The 21,001-nt window shown below is 72.7% G+C and carries 18 protein-coding genes; 5 read left to right on the plus strand and 13 right to left on the minus strand.

Features of this window, described 5'->3' with window-relative positions:
• Positions 1-165: 165 nt before the first annotated feature.
• From LQ222_RS10835 to LQ222_RS10870, 8 genes are all read right to left on the minus strand, one after another.
• The gene (locus LQ222_RS10835; RefSeq protein WP_230166384.1) at positions 166-4,695 is read right to left on the minus strand and encodes a DUF4011 domain-containing protein; all 4,530 of its coding nucleotides are present in this window, start codon (positions 4,693-4,695) and stop codon (positions 166-168) included.
• A 143-nt stretch (positions 4,696-4,838) separates the two neighbouring features.
• Positions 4,839-6,407, minus strand: coding sequence for a Na+/H+ antiporter (locus LQ222_RS10840; protein ID WP_230166385.1), 1,569 nt, complete (start codon positions 6,405-6,407; stop codon positions 4,839-4,841).
• A 252-nt stretch (positions 6,408-6,659) separates the two neighbouring features.
• Complete coding sequence (locus tag LQ222_RS10845; RefSeq protein WP_230166386.1) at positions 6,660-6,830, minus strand: hypothetical protein; 171 nt, start codon at positions 6,828-6,830, stop codon at positions 6,660-6,662.
• Positions 6,827-7,351, minus strand: coding sequence for a DUF1003 domain-containing protein (locus LQ222_RS10850; RefSeq protein ID WP_230166387.1), 525 nt, complete (start codon positions 7,349-7,351; stop codon positions 6,827-6,829). The genes LQ222_RS10845 and LQ222_RS10850 overlap by 4 nt, the downstream gene beginning before the upstream one ends.
• 54 nt (positions 7,352-7,405) lie before the next feature.
• Positions 7,406-8,158 (minus strand): SDR family oxidoreductase, encoded by a 753-nt coding sequence (locus LQ222_RS10855; RefSeq protein ID WP_230166388.1) that lies wholly within the window; start codon positions 8,156-8,158, stop codon positions 7,406-7,408.
• A gap of 384 nt (positions 8,159-8,542) precedes the next feature.
• The gene (locus tag LQ222_RS10860; RefSeq protein ID WP_230166389.1) at positions 8,543-8,974 is read right to left on the minus strand and encodes a CBS domain-containing protein; all 432 of its coding nucleotides are present in this window, start codon (positions 8,972-8,974) and stop codon (positions 8,543-8,545) included.
• A gap of 172 nt (positions 8,975-9,146) precedes the next feature.
• Positions 9,147-9,392: a hypothetical protein gene (locus LQ222_RS10865; RefSeq protein WP_230166390.1), complete on the minus strand. Its 246-nt coding sequence runs from the start codon at positions 9,390-9,392 to the stop codon at positions 9,147-9,149.
• Positions 9,392-11,161: a glucan ABC transporter ATP-binding protein/ permease gene (locus LQ222_RS10870; RefSeq protein ID WP_230166391.1), complete on the minus strand. Its 1,770-nt coding sequence runs from the start codon at positions 11,159-11,161 to the stop codon at positions 9,392-9,394. The genes LQ222_RS10865 and LQ222_RS10870 overlap by 1 nt, the downstream gene beginning before the upstream one ends.
• 170 nt (positions 11,162-11,331) lie before the next feature.
• Between LQ222_RS10870 and LQ222_RS10875 the strand changes: the two genes are divergently transcribed.
• Positions 11,332-12,321, plus strand: a complete 990-nt coding sequence (locus tag LQ222_RS10875; protein ID WP_230166392.1) for a tripartite tricarboxylate transporter substrate binding protein — start codon at positions 11,332-11,334, stop codon at positions 12,319-12,321.
• A 325-nt stretch (positions 12,322-12,646) separates the two neighbouring features.
• Positions 12,647-13,633: a tripartite tricarboxylate transporter substrate binding protein gene (locus LQ222_RS10880; protein WP_230166393.1), complete on the plus strand. Its 987-nt coding sequence runs from the start codon at positions 12,647-12,649 to the stop codon at positions 13,631-13,633.
• A 9-nt stretch (positions 13,634-13,642) separates the two neighbouring features.
• On the opposite strand, the gene LQ222_RS10885 is transcribed toward LQ222_RS10880, so the two are convergent.
• Positions 13,643-13,822 (minus strand): hypothetical protein, encoded by a 180-nt coding sequence (locus LQ222_RS10885; RefSeq protein ID WP_230166394.1) that lies wholly within the window; start codon positions 13,820-13,822, stop codon positions 13,643-13,645.
• Positions 13,823-14,019: 197 nt separating this feature from the next.
• Positions 14,020-14,223 carry a hypothetical protein gene (locus tag LQ222_RS10890; RefSeq protein ID WP_230166395.1) on the minus strand — a complete coding sequence of 68 codons (204 nt, stop codon included), beginning with the start codon at positions 14,221-14,223 and terminating at the stop codon, positions 14,020-14,022.
• 153 nt (positions 14,224-14,376) lie between these two features.
• Here LQ222_RS10890 and LQ222_RS10895 point away from each other — a divergent pair, with 153 nt between their 5' ends.
• Positions 14,377-15,372 carry a tripartite tricarboxylate transporter substrate binding protein gene (locus LQ222_RS10895; protein ID WP_230166396.1) on the plus strand — a complete coding sequence of 332 codons (996 nt, stop codon included), beginning with the start codon at positions 14,377-14,379 and terminating at the stop codon, positions 15,370-15,372.
• Positions 15,373-15,377: 5 nt separating this feature from the next.
• Positions 15,378-16,016, plus strand: coding sequence for a glutathione S-transferase family protein (locus tag LQ222_RS10900; protein WP_230166398.1), 639 nt, complete (start codon positions 15,378-15,380; stop codon positions 16,014-16,016).
• A gap of 113 nt (positions 16,017-16,129) precedes the next feature.
• On the opposite strand, the gene LQ222_RS10905 is transcribed toward LQ222_RS10900, so the two are convergent.
• Both LQ222_RS10905 and LQ222_RS10910 read right to left on the minus strand, forming a co-directional pair.
• On the minus strand, positions 16,130-16,909 hold the full coding sequence (locus tag LQ222_RS10905; protein WP_230166399.1) for an enoyl-CoA hydratase/isomerase family protein: 780 nt from the start codon (positions 16,907-16,909) through the stop codon (positions 16,130-16,132).
• Positions 16,910-16,969: 60 nt separating this feature from the next.
• On the minus strand, positions 16,970-18,205 hold the full coding sequence (locus LQ222_RS10910; protein ID WP_230166400.1) for an Hsp70 family protein: 1,236 nt from the start codon (positions 18,203-18,205) through the stop codon (positions 16,970-16,972).
• A 98-nt stretch (positions 18,206-18,303) separates the two neighbouring features.
• Between LQ222_RS10910 and LQ222_RS10915 the strand changes: the two genes are divergently transcribed.
• Positions 18,304-18,471 carry a hypothetical protein gene (locus LQ222_RS10915; RefSeq protein ID WP_230166401.1) on the plus strand — a complete coding sequence of 56 codons (168 nt, stop codon included), beginning with the start codon at positions 18,304-18,306 and terminating at the stop codon, positions 18,469-18,471.
• Between the two features lie 88 nt (positions 18,472-18,559).
• On the opposite strand, the gene LQ222_RS10920 is transcribed toward LQ222_RS10915, so the two are convergent.
• On the minus strand, positions 18,560-20,704 hold the full coding sequence (locus LQ222_RS10920) for a malate synthase G (protein ID WP_230166402.1): 2,145 nt from the start codon (positions 20,702-20,704) through the stop codon (positions 18,560-18,562).
• Positions 20,705-21,001: the final 297 nt, after the last annotated feature.

Consider the following 21,001-nt stretch of genomic DNA (forward strand, 5'->3'; position numbering starts at 1 on the left):
CCCGCCGGCCGCTGGCGGCGCGGCGGGGAGGTCCGCCGGACATCGGATGCGCGAGCGTAGCGCGCCGCGGCGCCCGAGGGAATTGCGCCGCTGCTGCAACGACACCCGACGCAGCCCGCGACGCGCCACGCGGTGCGCTGGATCACCCCGCGGCGCAGCGCCCGGTCAGGACACGCCGAGCCGCAGCGTCCCGGCGCCCACCAGCGCGGCCAGGCGCGCCGCCACCGCCACCTGCGCCGAGGCATCCAGCCCCAGCACCGCCAGCACGCCCGCGGCAAGCTCGGCTTCGGTCAGCAGGGGCCGCGCCGCCAGCAGCGCCTGCGCGGTCGCGGCAATCTCGGCCGGCGGCACGGCGGCGGCGCGGCGCAGATGCGCGGCCGCGGCGCGCCGGTCGCGCGGCACCACCTTCGTCGCGGCCGTGGCCAGCGCGCCGGCGGCCTCGGTCACGCCATGATGCGCGCGGGCCATCGCCATGGCGTGGCGGATCGCGTCCTTCTCCTTCGGCGCCAGCGCCTCGCGCCCAGCCAGCAGGCGCAAGCGTTCGGCCAGGCTGTCGGGGGTGAGTGGCGCCTCCACCGCGACGATCTCGCCGATCGCGGCGGCCAGCGTGGCGGCGGGCAGCGCGTCCAGCGTGCCCTGGGGCAGGGCCGGCGCGGCCTCGCGATAGGGCTCGGCCAGGCCGGGTTCGGGTGGTGGCGCGGCGGGTGCGGCCGGTGCCGCGGCGGGCGTGGCGCCGAGCGCCGCCATCACCTTCGCCGCCTCGGCCTCGGGCCGCGCATACCAGGCGAGCGACCAGGCGCGGGCAAGCTTCCAGCCCATCATCTCGAGCGCGCCGGGGCGGCCGCGCTCGCGGTCGCGCGCACAGCGCAGCGCGGCCCAGTCGCCGGCATCGGCCTCGATGCCCAGGTCGTAGCCCGTCTCGCCGCGCGCGGCGACATCGAGGAACAGGCCAGCCAGGCCGACATGCGGCACGGCCTCGCGCCCGGCGGCGGTGACGGCTTCGGCGATGGCGTCGGTCAGCGCGCCGCTCGCTGCGTCGCCGCCACCACGCGGCGCGACGGCCGGCGCGGCCGCGAAGGCGAGGAAGGTCTTGAGCGCGGCGACACCACGGCCCGAGGCGCGTGCGAGGTCGATGTCATCCGCGCCGATGCCGGAGAACACCACGCAACGCTTCTTGGCGCGCGTGATCAGCACGTTCAACCGCCGCTCGCCGCCCTCGGCCGACAGCGGCCCGAAGCGCATCGCGAGCCGCCCGTCCTTGTCGCGCCCATAGCCGACCGAGATCATCATCGCGTCGCGCTCGTCGCCCTGCACGTTCTCGAGGTTCTTCACGAAGAAGGGCTCGTCCGCGTGGTCGGCGAAGAAGGCGTCGGCGGACGGGTCGGCGCGACGCGCGGCCTCGATCGCATCCATGATGGCGTCGCGCTGCTTGATGGAAAACGCCGCGACGCCGAGCGTGTCGCCGGGGGTTTCCTTCGCGTGGCGCATCACGGCTTCGGCGACGGCGGCGGCCTCGGCGCGGTTGGTGCCCTCGCCGGTTTCCCAGGCGCCATCGACGCGCACCAGCGACAGACCGAGCAGCGCCGAGCGCGGGCGCGGGCTGGGCAGCACCAGCAATCGGTTCTCGTAGAATTCCTGGTTGCTCGTCGCGATCAGGCTCTCGTGCCGCGACCGATAATGCCAGCGCAGCATCGCTCGCGGCACACCGCGCGCATTGCACAGGCCCAGGATGGATTCGACATCGCGCGCCGCCACGGCGTCAGGTGCCTCCTCGGGCGGCGTGTCGCCCTCCTCCTCGGTCATGCGCTGGAAGAAGCGGGTCGGCGGCATCTGCCGGTCGTCGCCCACCACCACCACCTGGCGGCAGCGCGCGATGGCACCCAGCGCATCGACGGGTTCGACCTGGGATGCCTCGTCGATCACCAGCAGGTCGAAGGACAGGCCGGGACGAAGGCCGTGCGGCGGGGCCAGGAACTGCGCGACGGACAGCGGCGACATCATGAAGATCGGCTTGGCCTGTTGCACCGCGCCTGCGGCGCGGGTGAGCAATTCGCGCACCGGCAGATGCCCGCGCTTCTTCTCCATCTCGCCGCGGATCACGGTCATGCCGGGCGCGCCGTCGCGCACCTGCTTGACGCGGTCGGCATGGGCACGCGCGGCCTCGGTGCGCGTGAGTGCTACGCGCGCGCGGTCGGCGTCGCGGAATTCGGTGACCAGGCGGTCATAGGCGGCGGCATCGAAGGCGGCGAGGTCGGGATGCTGCACGGAGGCCGCGCGCAGCAGGCCCTCATGCAGCGCGTAGGCGAAGGCATCCTCGGCGGCTTCGGGCGCCAGGCGCCCATCCTGCAGGCGCTGCACGATGGGATCGAGCCCCTGCGCGGCCGCCAGCGCGCGCCGCCAGCCCTGCCAGGGTGCCAGCGCCTCGGGCCGCTCCGCCCAGGCACCCAGCCGGTCGGCGATGGCGGCGAAGGGCGGGTCCGCGGTGCCGAAGGCCGCGAGCGGGTCGAGGCGCGTCGCCTGCTTCAGGTCGGTCCAGGCCGCGGCGCCGGCCTCCAGCACGGCGGCATCGCCGGTCGGGGCCTCGGCCGCCAGCGCAACGGCCGCCTCCGGCCCATGCTTCTGCCGCCAGAGAATCAGCGCCGACATGGTGGACGGGTCGGTGTCCTCGCCCTTCCACAGCCGGCCGAAGGCGGCCGCACCCAGCGCATTGCCGTTGCGCACGCGCCCGCGCGCGGCCTGGCCGGTGATGGCGGCCTCGATCGCGCCGAGCGGATCGGCGCCGTCGCGCGCGACGCGCGCCGCGACCTCCTGCGCCGCGCGCTTGCCCGAATTGAGGAAGCCGAAGAAGCCGCCTGACGACGCGAGCCCCGCGCGTGCTTCCTCAAGCCCCGAGACATCCAGCGCGCCGGGCTTCAGCCGCGGGTCGCGCTTCGCGATGGCGAGCTGCGCGACCGCTTCGGTCAGGGAGACGAGCGGCGCAGGGTCGGCGCGCCAGGCCGCGCTGGCCATCGCCGCCTTGTCATGCGCTGGTGCCTCGCGCAGCGCGGCGGCGGATTTCAGGCGCGCGGCGATGCCGGCCGGCCCCGCCACGCCACCCGCCGCGGCGCCGGCCGCGGCGAAGGCGCGGATCCAGCCGGGCAGCCGCGCCATCAGCCGGTCGGCATCGGCGGGGCCAAGGTCGGCGCCCACGCCACGCCAGGGGTTCTGCGCGCCATCCGCTTCCACCGCGCGCGCCGCCAGGTCGCGCACCGCGTCGCGCTTCGCGGCGATGGTCGCACCGTCCCAGCCGCCGGCCTCCAGCGTGAAATCCGGCACCGGCGCGCCGCGGCGGCGCAGGCCGACCAGCGTGCCGATCACCTGGTGCAGCGGGATGCCGGAGACACCCGCCTGCGCGCGCATCGCCGCGGCGTGACGGTTCAGCCGGCCGCGCAGCGTCGCGAGGCGTTCCACCACCGCCGCGCGGTTGGGCTTGGGCGGCGGCGGCAGCGCCAGCGTCGCGCGCAGTTCATCGAGAACGGCCCGCTTGGACTGCTTCTCGCTGTGCAGTTCGAGGCAGGCGGCGCCGAGGCCGATGTTCTCGAGCCGTCGCTTCACCACCTCCAGCGCCGCCAGCTTCTCCGCCACGAACAGCACGGAGCGGCCATCGAGCACGGCCTGCGCCAGGATGGTCGCGATGGTCTGCGACTTGCCGGTGCCGGGTGGTCCCTGGATCACGACATGGCCGCCGCGCCGCACGCTCTCCGCGGCCAGCGCCTGAGACCCGTCCATGTCGACCACGTGGTCCAGGCGCTCGACCGGGATCGCTTCGTCCACATCGGCATCGTCGGGGAAGGTCGGCTGCGTGGTCAGCGGCGCGCCGCCGACCAGCGCCTGCACCAGCGGGTGGTCGGCCAGGCCGGGATTCTCCTCCGGCCCGAGGTCGCGCCACATCAGGAATTTCGCGAAGGAGAACAGGCCGAGCGCCAGCGCGTCGGCATCGACCGACCAGTCGGCGCGATCCTTCACAGCACCAGCCACGGCGGCCGCCCAGGCGGTCGGGTTGTAGGCGGCCTCGTCGAAGGCCGGCAGCGTCGTGCCGAATTGCACCTTCAGCATTTCGCGCAGGCTGAGGTTCTCGGCGATCTCGGTCGCCCCCGCGCGCAGGCGGAAGGTCTGCGAGACGCCCTCGCGCTCGATCGTGACGGGCAGCAGCGCAAGCGGCGCGCGGCGTTCGGTGGTGGGTGTCGCGGGGTCGCGCCAGGACAGCACGCCGAGCGCGAGATACAGCGTCGGCACGCCGGTTTCCTCGCGCGCGGTGCGCGCATCGGTCATCAGGTCGCGCAGGCGGCGCGCCAGGTCGGCGGCGGCCAGGCGCACGCGCAGCAGGTCGTCGCGCTGCCAGTCCTCGCGCGTCGCCTTGCCGTCGGCCTGCGCGACGCCTTCCGCCTTGGCGGCGGCCTTGGTGGTGCGCTTGCGCGTGCGCTTCGGCTTGCCCTCGGCGGGGGTGTCCTCGGGCGGCGCTTCCTCGCCCGCCGCCTCGAAGCCGAAGGCGCGGCCGGCACCGAGCGCGGCGGCGACGAAATCCGCGTCCTCGTCGTCCAGGATGACCACGCCGCGCGACCGCCCGGGCTTCGGCAGCGACAGCAGCCGGTTGCGGGTGGAGAGGTCGAGGAGCGCGCGGCGCGCTTCCTCCAGGGCCTGGCCTAGCTGCGTCATGCGTCCCCCTATAGCGCGCCGGCCCGAGTCCCGCGCGGCCGGGCGCCAGTTCTGCTGGCACCGGCGCGCGTCGATGCCTCCAGGCCATTGATTTCATGGGCATCCTGACCCGGCCGGAGGAGTCCGTCCGACCGGGAGCCGCGCTACCGATCCACCGCCCCCAGCAGCCGCCGCAGGCGCAGTTCCTCGAGGTCCAGTTCCTCCACCAGGCGCGTCATCAGTTCCTCGTCCACCCCATCCTCCGCGTGGTGGCGCAGCAGCCTCGCGCGGCCGGCGCGCAGCGCGTGCAGCCGATGGTCCAGCCGCGACGCGCGCTCGGCCGCGATGGCGCCCTGGTTGATGCCGTCCAGCAGCCGCACCCGGTCGCGATATTCCGCCAGCAGGTCCTTGGCGATGGCGCCGGCCAGCAGGTCCTCCGCGCGCCGTTCCATCTCCCGCAGGGCGGCATGGGCGACCAGCGTGCGTGCCGCGGCTTCGTCGATCGACATGGCGGCGCGGCGCGGTTCCTCCACGCCCAGCCGGCGGATCAGCCATTCGAGCGACGTGCCCTGCACCACCAACGTCGCCAGGATGGCGGCGAAGGACAGGAACACCAGCAGGTCGCGCTCGGGGAAGGTCACCGGCAGGGCCAGGGCGGCAGCCAGCGAGACCACGCCGCGCATCCCCGCCCAGGACAGCACGGTGATGTGCCCCCAGGGCGGCATCGGGTCGTGCCGGCGCACCGCCGGGATCTGGCGCGGCAGCCAGCTGGCGGGAAACAGCCAGACGAAGCGCGAGACGATCAGCACCAGCGACAGCGTCACCGCCAGCAGCGCCAGGTGCCAGGCGGGATAGTCGTGCAGCCGGTCCAGGATGCCGTTCAGCTGCAGGCCGATCAGGATGAACACCAGGCTGTTCAGCACGAATTCGATGAAGGTCCAGACCGCGCGGGATTCCCGGCGCGTGCGCGCGGACAGGCTGTTCTGCGCGCGCCCCAGCACCAGCCCCGTCATGACCACCGCGATGACGCCCGACAGGTGCAGCGCCTCGGCGCCGAAGAAGGCGGCGTAGCAGGCGATGAAGGATGCGGCGGTCTCGAGCAGCGTATCCTGCAGGCGGGCGCTGGCCAGCACCACCAGCCGCCCCACCGCCCAGCCCACCAGCGCGCCGCCGACCGCCACCACCAGGAAGGTCAGCCCGGCCTGCGACCAGGAGAAGGTGCCCGCCATCGTCGCCAGCACCGCGAAGCGGTAGAGCACCAGCGCGGTGGCGTCGTTGATCAGGCTCTCGCCCTCCAGCACCGTGACGATGCGGCGCGGCAGGCGCAGCTTCTGCAGCACCGCGCCGGCGGCCACCGCGTCGGGCGGCGCGACGATGGCGCCGAGCGCGATCGCCGCCGCCCAGGGAAAGCCCGGGATCATCAGCTTGACCGCGGCGGCAATGCACAGCGCGGTGAACAGCACCGCGCCGACGGCCAGCAGCAGGATGGGCCGCAGGCTGGTGCGGAAGGCCGCCCAGTCGGTGCGGATGGCGCTGACCTGCAGCAGCGGCGGCAGGAAGAAGGCCAGGGCGAACTCGGGGTCGAGCTCGATCTCCGGCATGCCGGGGATGAACGCGAGCGCCATGCCGCCCAGCACCAGCACCACCGGATAGGGCAGCTTCACGCGGCGCGCGACCAGCGCGAAGCCGACACAGGCCGCCATCAGCGCCAGCAGGACATGGAGCAGGCTCATGCGGCGCCGATGGCGGCGCCGCGCGCGCCGAAGCCCGGCCGCGGGGCCTGCGGCGCGGCAGGTGTCCAGGCCGGCCGGGCGCGCCGCGGGCGGGCGAATGCGGCTGCGCGCGCCGTCATGGCGCGAAGCCTGCCGAGCGGTGGCCGGCCCGGCGCCGGCTGCCGGCACCGCGCGGACAGCCGGCGGGGGCGTGCCCGGGGAGGCCGTGGGTCGGCAGCGCCGGCAGGGCTTGCGGCCCTGTGCGGCAGGGCGTCATTCGTCCTTCCGCCAGCGCCACAGCACCACCAGCAGCACGGCGCAGACCAGCACGATGGTGGTCAGCATGCCCTGCACCACGCCGAAATTCGCGCTGTCGCGCGCCACGAACAGCGCCGCCAGGGCGCCGCCCATCGCCAGCAGCCCGCGGACGACCAGGTTGATCATGCCGGCACCCCCGGCGCGTCGCGCGCGTCGAGCCGCGCCAGCGCGGCCTTCAGCAGCCCGACCAGCTCGTCCAGGTCGCGCTGGCGCAGCAGGTCCACCTTCTCGTGCAGCAGGGCGATCTCGGCCTCGGCGCGGATATTGACCTGGTAGTCGGCGGTGGCGCGGTCGCGGTCGAGATCGGAGGAGCGGTTCTGGCTCATCATGATGATGGGCGCGGTATAGGCGGCCTGGAAGGACAGCATCAGGTTCAGCAGGATGAAGGGATAGGGGTCCCAGGCGCCGCTGCCGACCAGCGCATTGCCGATGATCCAGGCGCCGAGCAGGCCGCTCTGGACCACGATGAAGCGCCAGGACCCGACGGTGGCCGCGACGCCATCCGCCAGGCGCGCGCCGAGCGTGGGCGGTTCAGGCGGCTTGCCGGCGCGGCGCCGGCGGCGCGACCGCGCCAGGGCGGCGCGCAGATGCGTGCCGGCCACCCCGCCGCCACGGTGGTGCGAATGCGATGTCGTGCTGGTGGTCATGGGCGCGTCCTGGTCGATGGGTGCCGGTCAGCCTGGAGCCGGATGCGCCGCTGCTCAATGGCTGGATCGCAGGGTCCCGCCATCGACATGGATCACCTGGCCGGTGATGTAGCGCGCGCGCGGCGAGCACAGGAAGGCGACCAGCACCGCCAGGTCGTCGGGCTCGCCGATGTAGCCGACCGGGACTTCCTTCTGGGCCCAGGCGCGGCGGGACTCCTCGGTGGGCATCAGGCGGGTGTCGATCTGTTCGGAATGGATGCGCCCGGGGGGGACGCAGTTCACCGTGATGCCGTCGCGCCCCAGCGTGCGCGACAGCGCCTTCGACCAGATGTGCACGGCACCGTTCGGGGCATTGGCGGGGTTGATGGAGAAGGGTTCGTCGGTGCCGGTCAGGCTGACGATGCGGCCCCATTTGTTGGCCTGCATCGACGGGATCAGGGCATGGGTGATGCGCCGGCCGGCTTCGAAGTTGAGCAGCATGGCCTCGCCCCAGACGTCATCGGTGCCGAGGTCGGTCTGCGGGCGGGAGCCACCGGCATTGTTCACCAGGATGTCGCAGCGGCCGAAGTGGTTCAGCACGGCATCGCGGATGCGCGGGGCGGCGTCGGGCGCGGTGATGTCCTGTTCGATGATGAAGGGGGTGGCGCTGGCGGGGAGTTCGGCGGCGAGGGTGTCGAGCAGGTGGCGCCGGCGCGCCAGGATGGCGAGGCGGCAACCCTCGGCCGCGAGCATTTTCGCGATGGCGCGGCCGAGCCCGATGGAGGCGCCGGTGACGAGGGCGACCTTGCCGGTGAGGTGGAGGTCCATGGGGTGCTCCGCGATGGGGTTGCGGGCAAGGTTGCATGGCCGGCGCCGCGCGGCGATGGGGTGGCAGGCGCAGGCGCGTGACGGCCAAACAATCGGATCGCGCAGCGATCCGGGAGCGCAAAGCGCGACCGCGCCCAACCTGCCCGCCGCGCCCGGCGCACCAGTGCACGGCGCGCAGCCAAGCGGCCGGAGGCCGCGCCCGGCGCTTGAGGGCAAAAAAAGACGGATCGCGCAGCGATCCGGGAGCGCAAAGCGCGACCGCGCCCAACCTGCCCGCCGCGCCCGGCGCGCCAGTGCACGGCGCGCAGCCAAGCGGCCGGAGGCCGCGCCCGGCGCTTGAGGGCAAAAAAAGACGGATCGCGCCCGGCGCTTGAGGGCGTAAAACTACGCCGCCGTCACGAAGGCGCGCAGGTTCTCGGCTTCCCGCTCGGCCTCGGCGATGCGCGCCTTCACCAGGTCGCCGATCGAGACCATGCCGGTCAGCCGGCCATCCTCCATCACCGGCAGATGGCGGCAGCGGTGGTTGGTCATCACGCCCAGCGCATCGGAGACCTGGGTTTCGCCGCGCACTGTAATGAGGTCGGCCGTCATCAGGTCGCGCGCCGTGCGCGACAGCGCGGCGGCGCCTTCGCGCGCCACCGCGCGGACGATGTCGCGCTCGCTGACGATGCCGAGGATATTGCCCTGGTTGTCGCGCACCAGCGCGGCACCGATGCGGTGCTGCGCGAGCGCCTGCGCGATCGCGGTGGCGTCCTCGCCAGGTCCGACCGTGAAGACGTCGCCGCCCTTGTCGCGCAGGATCGCACCGATGGTCATGCCCGTTCCCTCCTTCGTGGCGCAGGCCGGGGGGCCTGCGGGGCGCGACCGGGACAAGGCCGGGGCACAGCAGCGACGCGAGGGGTCCGGCATTCCCGGTCGACGCAACCAGGGCGCGAGCGTGCCAGGATCGCCGCGCGCGATGCAAGGAAGAAGCGCGCCTGGTCGCGGATCAGTGACGTTCCGCCAGCCAGCGCACGGCGCGGTGCGCCGCCGCCAGCGCCGCGTCCTGCGTGGCAAACGACTGCGTGGAGAAGTACTGCACCGGGGTCCAGGTCCCGCGATCCTCGACATCGCGGCGGAATTCCTCGAAGCCGAAGCTGCCGTCGGTGCGGCGGAAGACATCGACGCAGCGCATCGCCTCGGCGTCTTCGAGGCTGGCGAGCACCACCCAGGACCGATCGATGCGGCGCGACATCAATGCGCCGGCGCCGCCGCCCCGCCAGCCAGCTGCGTGCGCACCAGTTCCGCGAAGCGGCCATCCTGCGCGACCAGCGTGGCGAAGGGGCCGCGTTCGGCCACCCGCCCGCCTTCGAAGACCAGGATCTCGTCGGCCTCGCGCACGGTGGACAGGCGGTGCGCGATGATGAAGGTGGTGCGCCCCGCCATCAGCGCCGCCAGCGCCTTCTGCACGCGCGCTTCCGTCGCGGCATCGAGCGCCGAGGTCGCCTCGTCCAGGATCAGCACCGGCGGGTTCTTGATGAGCGCGCGCGCGATCGCCAGGCGCTGGCGCTGGCCGCCCGACAGGTTCGACCCGCGTTCGCCCACCACCGTGTCGTAGCCCTGCGGCTGGCGGGTGATGAAGTCATGCGCCTGGGCCTCGCGGCAGGCGGTCTCGATCTCCTCCTGCGTGGCGTCGGGGCGGCCGACCAGCAGGTTCTCGCGGATGGTGCGGCTGAACAGCATCGATTCCTGGAACACTACGCCGATATTGGCGCGCAGCGATTCCAGCGAGAGCGCGCGCAGGTCGTGGCCATCCAGCGTGATGCGGCCCTCCGAGGGGTCCCACAGCCGCTGCAGCAGCGCCATGGCGGTGGACTTGCCCGCCCCGGTCTGGCCGACCAGCGCGATGGTCTGGCCAGGCCGCGCGGTGAAGGACACGTCGCGCAGGATGGGCGGGCCCGCGGGATAGGCGAAGCCGACCGCATCGAAGGCGACCTCGCCGGTCGCGCGGCCGATGTCCTGCGCGTCCGGCGCCTCGGGCACGCTGGAGCGCGCGTCCAGCACGCCGAACAGCTCGGCGATGCGCGGCTGCACGAACACCATGTGGGAGACGAAGCCGACCGCGCCTTCCATGCGCCCGATCAGCAGCGTGGCGAAGCCCATGAAGGACACGATCTCGCCGACCGTCGCCAGGCCGCGCACATGCAGCACGGTGCCGTAGACGAAGATGGCGATGACGCAGATCGTGCTGGCCGCGCGCGTGAGCACCGACACGATCGCCCACCAGTTCAGCACCGGGAACTGGTGGTCGAGCACCTGGCGGATGATGTCGCCGAACAGCCGCGCCTCGGAATTCAGGCGCGTGAAGGACTGCACCACCACCACGTTGGACAGCGCGTCCTGGGCATTGCCGGCAAGCCGCGAATGGAACGCCTCGACCTTCGCCTGGGCTTCCTGGGTGCGGCGGATCACCAGCGTGGAGACCACCGCGAAGATCACCACCAGCGCCACCAGCAGCAGCCCCAGCCGCCAGTTCATCGCCATGGTCAGCGGCAGCAGCACGACTAGCGAGACGAAGGTGATGACGTGTTCGCGGAAGAAGCCGAGCCACAGGCCGAACAGGTTGTCGGTGCCGACCAGCATGACCTTCATCAGCCGGCCCGACTGCGTGTCGCCATGGAAGGACAGCGGCAGCGCCAGCACATGCTGGAAATAGTCGTGCATGATGCGCAGCCGGTTGCGGTGCGCCATGCGGTCGGCGAACAGCCCGACCGCGACATTGCCCGCGATGCCCGCCAGCCCCACCATGCCCCAGACCACCAGGAGCTGCGTCGCCTCGGTCCACAACGCCGCCGGTTCCATCCGCTCGGACCGCGCGAGCAGGTCGACCACCCGCCCGAACAGCACGGGTTCGAGGAACTGCAGCCCCGCCAGGCCAAGCGCCGCGATGACCAGGCCGAGCGCCATCGGCCGGTCGCTGCCGAGCATCCACAGGACGCGCCAGTACAGTCTCAGGAACCCCATGCGCGCGCGCCCCCTGAACGCGACAACCCCAGTCACGTCGCGGATGCTAGTGCGTTTCGCGCCAGGGCGGTATCGCCGCGCCGCCGGTTGATCCCGCAGCGCCGAGAGGCCAGTTTGCCAGTGCCAACGTGACCATGCCCGCCACCGCGGGCGCCGGGGAGAAACAACCAATGATCGAACGCCGCGCCCTGCTCAGCGGAATCGCCGCCGCCAGCCTCGCCACGCCCGCCGTCGCCCAGGCCTGGCCGGCGCGCCCCATCCGCCTGGTGGTCGGCTTCCCGCCGGGCGGCACCACCGACCTCGCGGCGCGCGTGCTGCTGGAACCGCTGAGCACGCGCCTGGGCCAATCGGTGGTGGTCGAGAACCGCCCCGGCGGGTCCGGCGGCAATGTCGGCGCCGATGTCGTCGCGAAGGCAGACCCCGATGGCTACACGGTGCTGATGCAGACCGTGAGCAGCGGCGCGATCAACCACGGGCTGTACCGCGAACGCATGCCGCACCGGCCCGACGCCATGAGCGCCGTGGCGCTGGTCGTGAAGGTGCCCAACGCGATCTACGTCACCAACGCGCTGCCGGTGCGCACGCTGCGCGAATTGGTGGACTACGCGAAGGCACGGCCCGGGCGGCTCAATATCGGCTCCTCCGGCGTCGGCACCTCGTTGCACATGACCGGCGAGTTGCTGAAGCAGGCCGCGGGCATCGACATGACCCACGTGCCGTTCCGCGGCGCCGGGCCGATGCTGCAGGAAATCATCGCCGGTCGCGTCGAGGTCGGCGTGGACAACCTGCCCTCGGTGATCGGCCACCTGCGCGAGGGACGTCTGCGGCCGCTGGCGGTCACGACCGCCACGCGCAGCGCCGCGCTGCCCGACGTGCCGACCTGCGCCGAAGCAGGCTTCCCGGCGGTGGAAGCGACCGCCTGGTTCGGCGTGACCGCGCCCGCGCGCACGCCACAGCCGATCATCGACCGGCTGGCCGGCGCCATCAACGCATCGCTGGCCGATCCGGCGGTGTGGTCCAGGATCGAGGACCTCGGCGGCCAGAAGCCGGGCCTGACGCCGGACGGGCTGTCCACGCCAGCCACCTTCCAGGCCTTCATCGACGCGGAAATCGTGAAATGGGCCGAGGTGGTCCGCCGCGGGAACATCACGGTCGACTGACCGCGGAGGGCGGAGGCGGGAGGGCTCTGCCCTCCCGGACCCACCCGCCGGGGGCATACGTGCCCCCGGACCCGCGGAAACAGAAGGGCTGGTGGGGAGGAGGGACTTGTCGGTGGTACCGGTGGGCAGGGTGCGCCATGCCCCTCCTCCCCACCAGCCCTTTGACCCCGGGTCTGGGAGGCGGTCGCCTCCCAGCGGGGGGTCCGGGGGGCTGGCCCCCCACTTCTGCCACCGCCCTGTCGCGGGCATGGACCGGTCGCGGACCGGCCCGTAGGGTCGTGGCCAACGGGGCTGTGCGCCCTGATCCGGGATGGAGGGAAGCGTCATGAGGTTCGACCGCCGCGGGTTGTTCGCGACACCCTTGTTGGTCTTGGCGCGCCCGGCCTTGGCGCAGGCCTTCCCGTCGCGCCCGATCCGCATCGTCATCCCGTTCACGCCGGCCGGCACGACCGACCTGGTCGGGCGGTTGACGGCGGAGATGCTGGGCCGGCGGCTCAGCCACCAGGTGGTGGTCGACAACCGCCCCGGTGCCTCGGGCAATGTCGGTGCGGAGTTCGTCGCGCGCAGCGAGCCCGACGGGCATACGCTGCTGCTGACCACGATCGGCACCGGCGCGATCAACTTCGCGGTGTTCCGCGAACGCATGCCCTACAGGCCCGAGGACCTGGCCGCCGTCGCGCTGATGACGCGCGTGCCGAATGTGCTGATGGCGGCGAACAACACCGCCATCCGGTCGGTGGCGGACCTCGTGCAGGCGGCGCGTGCGCGGCCCGGTGCGATCAACTACGGCACGGCGGGCATCGCGACCTCGCCGCATGTGGTGGTGGAGCAGCTGCGCCTGGCGACCGGCATCGACATCACGCACGTGCCCTATCGCGGGTCGGCACCGATGCTGACCGAGATGGTGGCGCAGCGCATCGAGATCGGGATGGACAACATCCCCTCCGCCCTGCCGTTCATCCGCGACGGGCAGATCCGCGCCATCGGCGTGACCAGCGCGGCGCGCAATGCATCGATGCCGAACGTGCCGACCATTGCCGAGCAGGGCCAGCCCGGCTTCGAGGCGACGGCCTGGTTCGGCCTGCTGGCGCCGGCGGCGACGCCCGCGCCGGTGGTGCAGCGGCTCGGCACCGAGCTCAACGCCATCGCGCTGGATGCGGCCTTCCGCGCGCGCCTGGCGGCGCTGGGCGCCGATGCGCCGGGGCTGACCCCGGATGGCGGCACCACGCCGGAGGCCTTCGCCGCCTTCCTGCGCGCCGAGGTCGCGAAATGGGCCGACGTGGTGACCCGCGCCAATATCCGCGTGGAGTAGCGCGCCCCGTCAGCTGGTGACCAGGCACGCCGCCAGGTAGACTAGGCCCCAGATCGGCAGCGACAGCAGCGCCGCGGTCGCGATGCCGGCGATCGGGTTTGATGCGGCCTGCTGCGGCGGCGCCGGCGCGGCGGCTGGCATGGCTGGCGCGGGCGCCACCGCGGGCGACGTCATGGTCGATGCAACCATGGGTAACCTCCTGCCCCCCCTCGGCCCGCCACGGCTGCAACGCGACGGGCCGGCTGGCGGCGCGGAACGGGCGGATGACCGCCGCACACGCGCCAAGACGCCAGCAACATCGCGCCAAGGTAGAACTCACGGTGCGTGATGTCACCGGAATTTTGCGAATGTTTCGCTTTTCAGGATTCTCGTGTGCGAGTGCGACGTCAGGGCTCGGCCGCCCAGCGCACCACTTCCACCACGGCGCGCAACAGCAGGGCGGAGACGATGATGGACAGCACGCCGATCGCCAGCAGCCGCAGCGCCGGGGGCCGCTGGCGCGGCGGCGGGACGTCGGCATCCCCGGCGAAGCGCGGCGCGGCCGCGGGTGGGTCGCGCTGGTCGGGACCGGGCGCCGATGCTGTCGACATGAATCCCCCCCCCCCCTGCAGCGTGCCAGGGGCAAGCATACAAGCCGCCATGGCCGCGACAACCGGCGCGCGGCGCGGCATAAGGGATGCGGGCCGCCGCCGGGATGGCCCGCCGCAAGGGTCGCGCAGAACCCCGGCCCAGGAGGAACACAGATGCCCATCGCCCGCCGCCCGCTGATCGCCGGCGCGCTCGCCGCCCTGCCGCTGCCCGCGCTGGCGCAGGACGGGCCGTTTCCCGCGCGCCCGATCCGCATGATCGTGAACTTCCCGCCGGGTGGCACCACCGACATCGCGGGGCGCATCTATGCCGAACGGCTGCAAAGCCGCATCGGCCAGCCCGTGCCGGTCGAGAACCGCGGCGGCGCCACCGGCAATATCGGCGCCGAGGCGGTCGCGCGCGCGGCACCCGATGGCTACACCGTGCTGACCACGGCGGTGTCTCCCGCCGCCATCAACTACGCGCTGTTCGGCGCGCGCATGCCCTACAAGCCGGAGGACCTCGCCGCGGTCGGGCTGTACCTGCGCGTGCCCAACGTGATCATGGTGCATCCCTCGCAGCCGATCCGCACGATCCAGGAGCTGGTGGAGGCGGCGAAGGCGCGGCCCGGCGCGCTGAACTACGGCAGCGCCGGCAATGGCGGGTCGCCGCACATGTCGATGGAGATGTTCAAGCTGCGCGCCGGCGGGCTGCAGATCACGCATGTGCCCTTCCGTGGCGCCGGCCCCATGCTGATCGAGGCGGTGGCCGGGCGGCTGGAATGTTCGGTCGACAACCTGCCGTCCTGCATCGGGCATATCCGCGACGGGCGGCTGCGGCCGCTGGCCGTGACCGGGCATGTGCGATCGTCGGTGCTGCCCGAGGTGCCGACGCTGGCCGAGACGGTGGCGCCGGGCTTCGAGGCGACCGCCTGGTTCGGCATGCAGGCCCCTGCCCGCACGCCGCGGCCGATCATCGACCGGCTGGGCGCGGAACTGGACGCCATCAGCAAGGAGCCGGCGGTGCGCGCCAGGCTGGCGGATCTCGGCGCCGATCCGCCGAACCTGACGGCGGATGGCGGCACGACGCCGGCGGCCTTCGAAGCCTTCATCCGCGAGGAGATCGCGAAATGGGCCGAGGTGGTGCGGGCTTCCGGCGCGCGCATCGATTGACGCCCATGCGACGCACCTTCTACGGCTGGGCCACGCCCAATTCGAACCGCGTCACCGTGATGCTGGAGGAATGCGGCCTCGACTACGCGGTGCGCGGCGTGAACATCCGCAGCCGCGAGCAGTTCGCGCCCGAGATCCTGGCGCTGAATCCGTATGGCAAGGTGCCGATCCTGGTCGAGGACCCGCAGGACGGCACGCCGCCGCTGGTGCTGTTCGAGAGCGGCGCGATCCTGCTGCACCTGGCGGAGACCCGGGGCGTGCTGCTGCCCGGCGATGCGCGCGGGCGGGCCGAGGTCATGGCATGGCTGATGGTCGTGCTGACCTCGCTCGGCCCCTATACCGGCCAGGCGCATCACTGGACGGAGCTGGCGCCGGAGAAGCCGCCGGCGGCGCGTGCCCATGCGCTGGCGCTGGTGGACCGGGTCTATCGCCTGCTGGACGAACGCCTGGCCGCGGTGCCGTTCCTGGGCGGGGCGGCGTATTCGGTCGCCGATGTCGCAGCCTATCCCTGGGTGGCGCGGGCGTCCTGGGCGGCGCGGCGGGTCGAGGACACGCCGCACCTCGCGCGCTGGTTCGCGACGGTGGGCGCACGCCCGGCGGTGCGGCGCGGCATGGCGCAGCCGCAGGGTGCGCGACTGGAATAGCGCAGACCCCGATCGGATGGCGCCATCCGATCGGGGGAAGATGCTCGCGACAACGATGATGCGGCGGCACTGCAGCGCGCCGGTGCCAGCGCGAGCGGCCGTGGCGCGCGCGGTCAGGCGCCGCGGAACACCGGCGCGCGCTTTTCGCGGAAGGCGGCCAGGCCTTCCTGGATATCCGCGCTGTCCTTGCAGATGCGCGCGCGCTCGTCGCACGCCTCGACATCGAGCATGCCGTGGCCGATCTCGTTCAGCGCCTGCTTGATGCCCTGCACGGCCAGCGGCGCCATCGATTCGAGCGTCGTCGCCAGCGCATCCACCGTGGCGTCGAGAGCGGCGGGTTCGACCAGATGCGTGAGGTATCCAACGCGCAGCAATTCCTCCGCGCCAAGCTTCTCGGCCGTCAGGAACAGGCGCTTGGCGGTGTTGAGGCCAAGCCGCGAGACGTAGCGGCGCAGCCCGCCCGGATAATAGTGCACGCCCAGGCGCGCGGCGGGCATGAACATCTCCATCCCCGTCACGCCCACGCGGAAATCGGCGGTCAGCGCGAGGTCGGTGGACCCGCCATACACGCCGCCCTGCAGGCGCATGATGGTGGGCACGCGCAGCCTCTCGAAGCGGTCCACCATCACGTCGAAGCCGGGCGCCTTGGCCGCTTCCGCCTTGTCCTCGGCGAAGCCGCCCAGGTGGAAGCCGGCGCTGAAGGCGGGGCCGGATGCGGCCATCACCAGCACGCGCAGGTCGCGATTGGCATCGACGGTGTCGAAGTAGTCCAGCAGGCGGATGATGTCGCCGGGCTCGACGCGATTGCGGTGGCGCGCGCGGTGCAGGCGGATGGTGGCGCGGCGGCCGCTGATTTCGAGGCTGGGGGGATCGAGGCGGGTGTCTTCGGTCATGGCGTTATCCTTCCTGGGGCGCAGTTTCACCGATGCCGCGGCGGAAGGCCATGCGTCGCGTCAGCCCATCAGCGCCAGGCCCTCGGCGACCGAGACGAATTCGCCGCCCGCCACCACGCGCGCGGGCCCGAAGCGCGCTTCGAAGATGCGCCGCACCGCCGGCACCAGCGATGTCCCGCCCGTGAGGAAGACGCGGTCCACCGCATCCGGCAGGGTCCCGGCATCGGCCAGAGCGGCATCCACCGCGGCGCCGATGCGCGCGAGTTCCGGCGCGATCCAGGCTTCGAAGTCGGCGCGCGCGACCGGCGCCGCCAGGGCGAAGCAGCCATGGCGGAAGTCGAGCATCGCATCCCCGCGGGTCGACAGCGCCGCCTTCACGCCGGACACCGCGCGATACAGCGCATAGCCGGCATCGGCCTCGATCAGCCGCACCAGGTCGTGCAGCGCGGCGGGGTCCTCGGCGGTGCGCGCGACCTCCGCGATGTCGCGCAGCGTGCGCGGCGCGCGCATCATCGACAGCTGGTGCCAGCGCGCGAAGCCGGCATACCAGGCCGCCGGCACGGGCAGCGGGTCGCCGCCCATCACCCGATACGTGCTGCCCTTGCCCAGCCGCGGCGAGACGACGTGGTCGATGATGCGGTAGTCGAAGGCATCGCCGGCAATGCCGACACCCGCATGGCCCAGCGCGGTGACCCGTCGCGGCGGCCCGGGTTCGAAGCGCAGCACCGAGAAGTCCGACGTGCCGCCGCCGAAATCCGCGACCAGGACGGTCGCCGGCGCATCCAGCCCCTGCGCGAAGCGATGCCCGGCCGCGGCCGGCTCCAGCGCCAGCGTGACATCGGCGAAGCCCGCCTGCGCGAAGGCGGCGCGCAGGCGTTGCGCACCGAAGGCGTCGTCGGCGGCCTCCCCCACGAAGCGCACGGGGCGCCCGACGACGATGCGCGCGCCCGCCATCTGCGGCGCCAGCGGGCCGAGCCAATGGCGCAGGAAGGTCGCGACCAGCGCCTCCAGCCCGAAGCCGCGGCCGAGGATGCGCGTCTCGGTGAAGCTGCGCTGCGCCAGGTACGACTTCATCGACATGATCAGCCGGCTGTCGAGCGGGGATTCGAGATAGGCCTCGATCGCCGCCGGCCCGGCCGCGTCGCGCGGGCGTCCATCGGCGCCGGCCCAGAAGCACAGCACGGAGCGGAACACCTCGCGCCCCGGCAGGCCGAGCGTGCGCACGACCCCATCGGCGCCACGCAGCGCGGCGACCGAGTTGGTCGTGCCGAAGTCGAGGCCGATGGCAGGGCGCATGGGGGCGGCGATCCGGGGCGGGGGCGCGCCGTGACGCGCGATGGGCGCGCACCGTGCGGAGCGACAGGGGGGCGCCTTGAAGCGCGAAGCGCGCGGGCGTGCAAGGCCGCGCCGCCCTGCGCCCCGATCGCAAACGGGATGCAACCATCCCGGCGCGGCCGCGTTACGGCGATTGTAACGGAGGATTGAACATGAACAGCATCGTCTACATCGTCGGCGCCGTGGTCATCGTGCTGGCCATCCTGGGCTTCCTCGGCCTGCGCTGAGCCCCGCATTCCGGCACCGGCCCGCACACCCGCCACGGCACCCCCGGGTGCTCGCGCGGGGGTGCGGGGCGGTGCCTCTGGCGCGCCGTCAGGCCGCCTTGGCTTCCCGGCGGCGCCGCGTCAGCACGAATTCGGTGTAGCCATTGGGCTGCGACGTGCCTTCGAAGACCAGGTCGCAGGCCGCCTTGAAGGCCGGGCCGTCGAAGCCCGGCGCCATCGCCACATAGGCGGCATCGCCGGCATTCTGGCGGTCCACCACCGCGGCCATGCGCTGCAGCGTCTCCATCACCTGGTCGCGCGTCACGATGCCGTGGCGCAGCCAGTTCGCGATGTGCTGCGCGCTGATCCGCAGCGTCGCGCGGTCTTCCATCAGGCCGACATTGTTGATGTCGGGCACCTTCGAACAGCCCACGCCCTGGTCCACCCAGCGCACGACATAGCCCAGGATGCCCTGCGCGTTGTTGTCGAGCTCGGCCTGCACGTCGGCCGGCGACCAGTTGGTGTCGCGCGCGAGCGGCACGGTCAGGATGTCGTCGAGCTTCGCGCGGCGGCCGCCCGTCGCCAGTTCGTCCTGCCGCGCCGCGACATCGACCTGGTGGTAGTGCAGCGCATGCAGCGTCGCGGCGGTCGGCGACGGCACCCAGGCGGTATTGGCCCCCGCCTTCGGGTGGCCGACCTTCTGGTCGAGCATCGCGGCCATCATGTCGGGCATCGCCCACATGCCCTTGCCGATCTGCGCGCGGCCGCGCAGACCGCAGGCCAGGCCGGTGTCGACGTTCCAGTCCTCATAGGCCTTGATCCAGGGCAGCGCGCGCATGTCGTTCTTGCGCACCACCGGCCCGGCTTCCATCGATGTGTGGATCTCGTCGCCCGTGCGGTCGAGGAAGCCGGTGTTGATGAACACCACGCGGTCCTTCACCGCCGCGATGCAGGCCTTGAGGTTGACGGTGGTGCGCCGTTCCTCGTCCATGATGCCGATCTTGAGCGTGTACCGCTTGAGGCCGAGCGCGTCCTCGACACGCGCGAACAGCGTGTCGGCCCAGCGCACTTCCTCCGGCCCGTGCATCTTCGGCTTCACGATATAAACGGACCCGGCGCGCGAATTCAGCCGCTTGCCGCGGATGTCGTGCAGCGCGATCGCGACCGTGCAGAGCGCATCGAGCACCGTCTCGGGCACCTCGGCGCCGTCGAGCGTCACGGCATCGGTCATCATGTGGTGGCCGACATTGCGCACCAGCATGACCGACCGGCCATGCAGCGTGACCTCGCCACCGCCGGGCCTGTGGAACACGCGGTCGGGATTGAGCCGCCGCACCATGGTCTGGCCGCCCTTGTCGAATTCCGCCGTCAGGTCGCCCTTCATCAGGCCGAGCCAGTTGCGATAGACATCGACCTTGTCCTCGGCATCGACCGCGGCGACGGAATCCTCGCAATCCTGGATGGTGGTGAGGGCGGATTCCAGCGCGACGTCGCTGATCCCGGCCGCATCGGTCCTGCCGATCGGGTGGGTGCGGTCGAACTTCACCTCGATATGCAGGCCGTTGTTGGCAAACAGCAGCGCGGTCGGCGCGGCGGCATCGCCCAGGTAGCCGACGCATTGCGCGGGCTTCGCGAGGCCGGTGGTCGCGCCGTCCTTCAGCGTGACGACCAGCGCCGCGCCGTCCAGGCGGTAGCCGGTGGCCTCGGCGTGGCTGCCGCGCGCCAGCGGCGCCGCGCTGTCGAGCACGGCGCGCGCCTTCGCGATCACCGCCGCGCCGCGCGCCGGGTCGTAGCCCTTCGCGCGCGGGCCGTCCTGCGGGATGGCGTCGGTGCCATAGAGCGCATCGTACAGGCTGCCCCAGCGCGCATTCGCCGCGTTCAGCGCGTAGCGCGCGTTGGAGACCGGCACCACCAGCTGCGGCCCGGCCAGCGTCGCGATCTCGGCGTCCACATCCGCGGTGCCGACCTTCACCTCGGCCGGTTCGGGCAGCAGGTAGCCGATCTCCTTGAGGAAGGCGGTATAGGCCGCGAGGTCGATGGGCTTGGCGGGATTCGCCCCGTGCCAGGCGTCGATCTTCGCCTGCAGCTCGTCGCGCCTGGCCAGCAGCGCCGCGTTCGCGGGGGCGAGGTCGCGCAGGATGCTCTCCATCGCCGCCCAGAAGCGCGCGGGCTCGACCCCGGTGCCGGGCAGCGCCTCGGTCTCCATGAAGGCCCGGAGCACGGGCGCGACGACAAGGCCCTGGGATGCGGGCATGGCAATTTCTCCTGTCGCGTCGCGCCTGGACGGCGCGCGGCTGATGGTCTGCGCCGCTGGGCGCGCTGGCGGGCGTGTCCACCCCCGGCGGGGCGGGGCGCGGCTCGGCGGGTGTCTTATGGGCAAAGGCGGCGGGGGGCAAACCGCGGGCAGCCCTTGCCCCGGCGCGCCTCCGGCACCCCTTGCCCCTGCGCGCCTCCGGCACCCCTTGCCCCTGCGCGCCTCCGGCACCCCTTGCCCCTGCGCGCCTCCGGCACCCCTTGCCCCTGCGCGCCTCCGGCGCCCCTTGCCCCTGCG

The organism is Roseomonas sp. CECT 9278 (genome assembly GCF_918698155.1).
In the GTDB taxonomy this organism is placed as follows: Bacteria; Pseudomonadota; Alphaproteobacteria; order Acetobacterales; family Acetobacteraceae; genus Neoroseomonas.